We start from the raw sequence: 5654 nt of genomic DNA on the forward strand, positions 1-5654 counted from the left end.
TGGGGTCCTTGCGGACCTTGACCTGGCGGTACTGCATCTCCAGCGCGTCGTAGATCATCAGGCGGCCGACCAGCGGCTCACCGATGCCGGCGAGCAGCTTGATGGCCTCGTTGACCTGGATCGAGCCGATGGAGGCGCACAGCACACCGAGCACACCGCCCTCGGCGCACGAGGGCACCATGCCGGGCGGCGGGGGCTCCGGGTACAGGCAGCGGTAGCAGGGGCCGTGCTCGCTCCAGAACACCGACGCCTGGCCGTCGAAGCGGTAGATCGAACCCCAGACGTACGGCTTGTTCAGCAGTACGCAGGCGTCGTTGACGAGATAGCGGGTGGCGAAGTTGTCGGTGCCGTCCACGATCAGGTCGTACTGGGCGAAGAGCTCCATGACGTTGGTGGAGTCGAGGCGCTCTTCGTGCAGGTTGACCGTGACGTACGGGTTGATGCCCAGCACCGTGTCCTTGGCGGACGCGGCCTTGGAGCGGCCGATGTCCGCCTGGCTGTGGATGATCTGGCGCTGCAGGTTCGACTCGTCGACCTCGTCGAACTCGACGATGCCCAGAGTGCCGACACCGGCCGCGGCCAGGTACATCAGCGCGGGCGAGCCCAGGCCACCGGCGCCGACACACAGCACCTTGGCGTTCTTCAGCCGCTTCTGCCCGTCCATCCCGACGTCGGGGATGATCAGGTGGCGGGAGTACCTGCGGACCTCGTCGACGGTGAGCTCCGGAGCGGGCTCGACCAGGGGTGGCAGCGACACGGGGACTCCGTTGGTCGGTCTCGATGGGGTTCCCCCGCCCTGGCCGGAGCCGGGAACGGCGGAGATGGTTCTCCCCGTAACACTGCCACGCCCTTCTTCATTCCGAGACACCCGGTCCGATGCGCGAGACGAATGTGTCCCAGTAACCGGGCAGCGACTCCGCGGCATCACCGCGGCCCCGCACCGGCGGCGCGACGGCCGGTGAACGCCCCGGCGCCCGCCCCCTGCCGGCGTGCGATCCGCGGCGCCTCGTCCGGCGGGCCCAGGTGTCCCAGCAGGCGGACACCCGTCTCACGGATCAGGGCGGCGGCCGGTGTGCGGTGCGGGTCCCGGACGGGCCCCTGGCCCGCCCGGGACGTTCGGCACCGCCCGGTACCGCCGCGCCACCGGCCGGCGGCCGGCGGCCGGAACCCCCTCTTCCGGGCTCCGGCACCGGCCCGGCGGGCGCAACGCAGCGGTGCGGACCACTCACTCCCCCGGCGCCGGCTGGGGGCACCTCCCAGCGGCAGCTGGGGGAGGAGGCGCGAAGCCGCGCACCCCTACGCCCGGCGGCTCGGCCCCCGTAGGCGCGCGGAGGGTGTCCAGGGGGTGCTCAGATACGGCACGCCGCCTCCATCCAGATGTCGGCCAGCGACTCCTCCAGTCCGATGCGGGGGCGCCAGCCGAGCCGGTCGCGGGCGGTGCGGACGTCGGCCTGCTGCCAGGTGCCGCAGCCGTCCGGATACGGGTAGGTGGCGGGCGGCGAGCCCATCGGATGCCCCTCGGGGCCCGGGCCGGGGATCAGCAACCGAGCCGGCGGGGAGTCGAGTTCGTGCAGCGAGCCGCCGAAGCCGGCGACCCGGGCGAGCACCGCCGCGGCCTCCCGCAGCCGTACCGCGCGGCCGGTGCCGATGTTGACCACGCCCTGCGCGGCGGACAGCGAGGCGGCGTGCACCGCCCGGGCCACGTCCCGTACGTCGACGAAGTCGCGCTGTACGCCGAGCCCGCCGAGCTTGAGTTCGTTGTCGCCGGACTGCATCGCCCGGCGCATCGCCTCGGCGAGCCGGCCCAGCGGCGACCCGGCCGGGGTACCGGGGCCGACGGGCGAGAAGACCCGCAGCACGACGGCGTCGAGCCCGGAGCCCAGGACCAGTTCGGTGGCGGCCAGCTTGCTGACCCCGTACGGCCCGCCGGGGCGCGGCACCGCGTCCTCGGCGGTGGACGAGCCGGGCTGCGAGGGCCCGTACTCGGAGGCGCAGCCCAGGTGGACGAGGCGGGCGCCGCAGCCGCTGCGGCGGAGCGACTCGCAGATGGTGGCGACCGCGACGGTGTTGTGCCGGGTCAGTTCCCGGGCGCCGCCGCGGGTGGCGCCCGCGCAGTTGACGACCACGCCGGGGTGCACCGCGTCCAGGAAGCGGGTGAGCGCACCGGGGCTGCCGGTGGCCAGGTCGAAGCGTACGTCGGCGTCGTCGCCCCGGCCGAGGGCGGTGAGCTGGACGGCGGGGTCGGCGAGCAGGCGGTCGGCGACATAGCGGCCGAGGTAGCCGTTGGCGCCGATGAGCAGCACCCTCATCGTGCGGCCCCCCGGTGCCTGTGGCGTGCGGTCGGGTGGACGTTCATATGTCGACTCCTCATGCGGATCGAGGGAAGCGGGGGAATTCCTCCGGCTCCGGCCGCGGGTTCGGCGTCCGCCCCTGGGGGCGGGGGCCACGTGGGGGTGGGGTCCGCGGCGACGGGGACCGGGGATTTGAGGGCGGCGGCATCGGGGCGCCGCCCCGGGGGTGGTGCGTGGTCTGCGGTCACGGCCGGCCCGCCTCGGCCGGCGCGAGGGGCGCCGGCGGGTGCGCGCAGGCGCCGGTGAGCACCCGCAGGCCGTGGACGAGGAGGCCGAGCGCGGCGGCCGTGCAGGCGACGGCGGGGACGGCGGCCGGTCCGGCGGCGCCGGTCAGCGCCGCCACCGGGGTGCCGAGCGGCGCCAGACCGGGGAGCCGGGCGGCCAGCACGAGCGCCGGCGCCAGCGCCTCCAGGGCGGCGGCGGTGCCGATACCCGTGGCGGCGGCCCGCGGGAAGCCGTGGACGGCGAGCAGCCGGGCGAGGAAGAGCAGGACGCCGAGGGCGGTCGCGGCGGGGACGGCGGTCCAGCCGTCCGCCGTGCCCCCGAAGGCGAGCCGGGCCGCGGCCAGCAGCGCCGCCATCGCCCCCAGGAAGACCAGGGTGACCCCGGCCAGCAACGGCCTTACCCGGGCGGCGAGTTCGGTCAGCCCGCGGCTGGCGGCCAGCCCGCGCCGGCCGCGCACCGCGAACCAGTGGGCGCACCCGGCCGCCGGGGCGAGCGCGCAGGCCAGCCCCACCGCGCTCGCGACGGCGGCCCGCGGGTGGGCGGACGGCAGATCGGGCCCGCCGGCGAGCAGCTGCCCGAGCAGCCAGTCGCCGTAGACCGCGTACGCCGCCGTCCAGCCGGCCCACAACACCGCCGTACGCGACCCGGCGGCGCCGCGCCGCAGCCGCAGCGGCCCGGACCGCAGGGCCAGCCGCAGGGCGAGCACGACCAGCAGCAGCCCGGCGGCGTCGACTCCCGTGCGCACGAGGGTGGTTGATCCGGCGGTGGACTCATGGGCGGCGACCGCCGCGGCGCACACCGCGCCCGGCAGCAGCTGCACCGCCCCGCGCACGGCCCGGCACGGCGGGAGCTCCCCGGACGCCGGCCCGGGTTCGCGTTCCGCCGGGCCGGGCGCGTCCGCGGAGGTGTCCTGCCCGGCGCGCGGCACCCGGGCGTACAGCTCCTCGGCCAGCGAGAAGACGTCGCGGTGCCGGAAGCGCGCGGCCGTCCGGTCGGTGACGCCGTGCGCCTCCAGACCGGCGGCGATCTCCAGCGGGTCAACGGCCCTTTCGCACAGGGCACGGTGACGGTACATCAGGATCTTCACCGGGTCGGCGGTCATACGCCGTCTCCTCTCCCTGGCCCGTCCGCGCGGACCATGTCCCCCGCACCCGTCGCCGCTGCCATGTCCGCCGCCCTCACCACGCCTGCCGCACCGCCGGCTCGCCGGCCGCGCCGTACCGCTTGCGCCGGGCCCGCCGGCACTCCCCGTCCGCCAGCGCCCAGCTGGGCCTGCGGGGGGCCGGGCCCGCGGCGGCCCAGCGGCCGGGCACATGGGACTCGGCGGGGCGCTCGAAGGGTCGCGGTACGCCGTCCCGGGCCCTCGCGCGGTACGCCGCCGGGCCGGCCGGCGCGTGCGAGATCAGGTCCAGATAGATGCCGCGGAACGCCGCCACGTTCTGCTCGACGGTGAAGAGTTCGAGGGCCCTGGCCCGGGCCGCGGCGCCGAGGCGGGCCCGCCGGTCCGGGTCGGCGAGCAGCGCCCGGCAGGCGTCGGCCAGCGCGCGCGGATTGCGCGGCGGGACCACCAGGCCGGTGCCGCCGATGACTTCGCAGACCGCGCCGGTGTCGGTCGAGACCGTGGCCCGGCCGCAGAACATCCCCTCCACCAGGGAGCGCGGAAAGCCCTCGACGGCGCTGGAGAGCACCAGCACCGTCCCGGAGGCGTAGGCGGCCTCCAGGGTGGGCGCGTCGGGGCTGCCGATCTCCTCGAAGCCGACCGGGCTCTCGCCGGCCGTACGGGCGTCGGCCGCCTCGTCCGGGAAGAGCTGGGCGGCCAGCGCCCGGCACTGGGCGCGGTACCCGGCCGCCTCCGGGTCGTCGCCGAGGCCGCCGATGATCCGCAGTGTGGCGGCCGGTTCGGCCCGGCGGACCTCCGCGAACGCGTGCAGCAGTCCGATGAGGTCCTTGGCGGGCTCGATGTCACCGACCCACACCAGCGTCCGGGAGTCGTCCGCCGCGGCGTCCGCGACCTCGGCGAACCGGCCCGCGTCCATACCCGGGTAGACCGTCCGCAGCCGGGCCGGGTCCGCGCCGCAGTGCTCCTGCCAGCGGCGGGCGTGGGTGTTGCCGGGGGTGATCAGCGCGGCCTGCGCATAGGTCTCGGCGGCCAGTGCGCGCCGGAAGGCGGCGAGCAGCGCACGTACCGGTGCGCTCACCGGCTCCGCGGCGGGCGCGAGATAGTGCTCGCGCAGCCGTACGCCGTACTCGGTGACCAGGAGGGGGGTACCGAAGAAGCGCCTGGCCAGCAGTCCCGGGAGGGCGGCGGCACCGCCCGAGGTGGCATGGCACAGATCCACCCGGGCCAGCCCGGTCTCGCCGTACCAGTCCAGGGACAGCGGGCGCAGCGCCGATTCCAGCGCGTCGGCGACCGCGAGCAGGTCGGTGAGCTGCGCGCCCCGGGCGGCGGGCAGGGCGCCGGGGCCGCGGCAGATGCCTTCGAGGGTGCGGACGGCTTCCTCGGAGCGGAGCAGGGCGGGCAGCGCGGCGCCGGCCCGGGCCAGTTCGGCGAGCCCGTAGAGGCCGCTGGCGAAACGGTCCGCCTCACCGCCCACGGCGGTGCGCTCCACCGCCGGCGGGGTGGCGAAGGCCGCCACCAGGTCGCCGAAGTGCCCGGCGAAGCGGCGCCGGGTGCGGCGCCCGGCGGCGCGGCCCCGGCGGTCCTCGGCGGGCCGCCGGCACTCCGCCGGGAAGTCGCCCGACAGCGGCGCCTGCCCCACCAGTCTTACGTGGTCCGGCAGTTCGCGGTGCCCGCGGCGGCCCCCGGTCTCCTGGCGGGCGTCGGCGGTCAGCGCGTAGATCTCGAAGTCATGGCCGGTGAGCCCGCGCACGAGCCGGTCGCACCACTCGTGCGACTCACCTGACGCATACGGATAGCCACCCTCGGTGAGCAGTCCAATGCGCACGACTGCACCCCCGTCCTCCCATATCGGCGTCCTGGCGCGACGGTCTCCCCGTCACCGCAGGAAGAAGCTACGCAAAGGGGCCGGTGGGGGGGGGGGGGGGGGGGGGGGGGGGGGGGGGGGGGGGGGGGGGGGG

At 76.5% G+C, this 5654-nt stretch carries 4 protein-coding genes and 1 pseudogene; all 5 read right to left on the minus strand.

The window, feature by feature from the left end:
- On the minus strand, window positions 1–757 hold a 757-nt coding region (moeB, locus tag ACO1BR_RS15875; protein WP_426795705.1), incomplete at its 3' end, for a molybdopterin-synthase adenylyltransferase MoeB.
- A gap of 97 nt (window positions 758–854) precedes the next feature.
- Window positions 855–1011, minus strand: a pseudogene (locus tag ACO1BR_RS15880) (spherulation-specific family 4 protein); the annotation flags it as partial.
- Window positions 1012–1349: 338 nt separating this feature from the next.
- Entirely contained in the window at window positions 1350–2309 is a 960-nt protein-coding gene (locus tag ACO1BR_RS15885) for an NAD-dependent epimerase/dehydratase family protein (protein WP_426795706.1), read from the minus strand.
- 226 nt (window positions 2310–2535) lie between these two features.
- On the minus strand, window positions 2536–3678 hold the full coding sequence (locus ACO1BR_RS15890) for a hypothetical protein (RefSeq protein WP_426795707.1): 1143 nt from the start codon (window positions 3676–3678) through the stop codon (window positions 2536–2538).
- A 76-nt stretch (window positions 3679–3754) separates the two neighbouring features.
- Window positions 3755–5521, minus strand: coding sequence for a DUF3492 domain-containing protein (locus ACO1BR_RS15895; RefSeq protein WP_426795708.1), 1767 nt, complete (start codon window positions 5519–5521; stop codon window positions 3755–3757).
- Between the last annotated feature and the right edge of the window lie 133 nt (window positions 5522–5654).

This window comes from Streptomyces sp. YGL11-2, assembly GCF_050054615.1.
Lineage (GTDB): Bacteria > Actinomycetota > Actinomycetes > Streptomycetales > Streptomycetaceae > Streptomyces.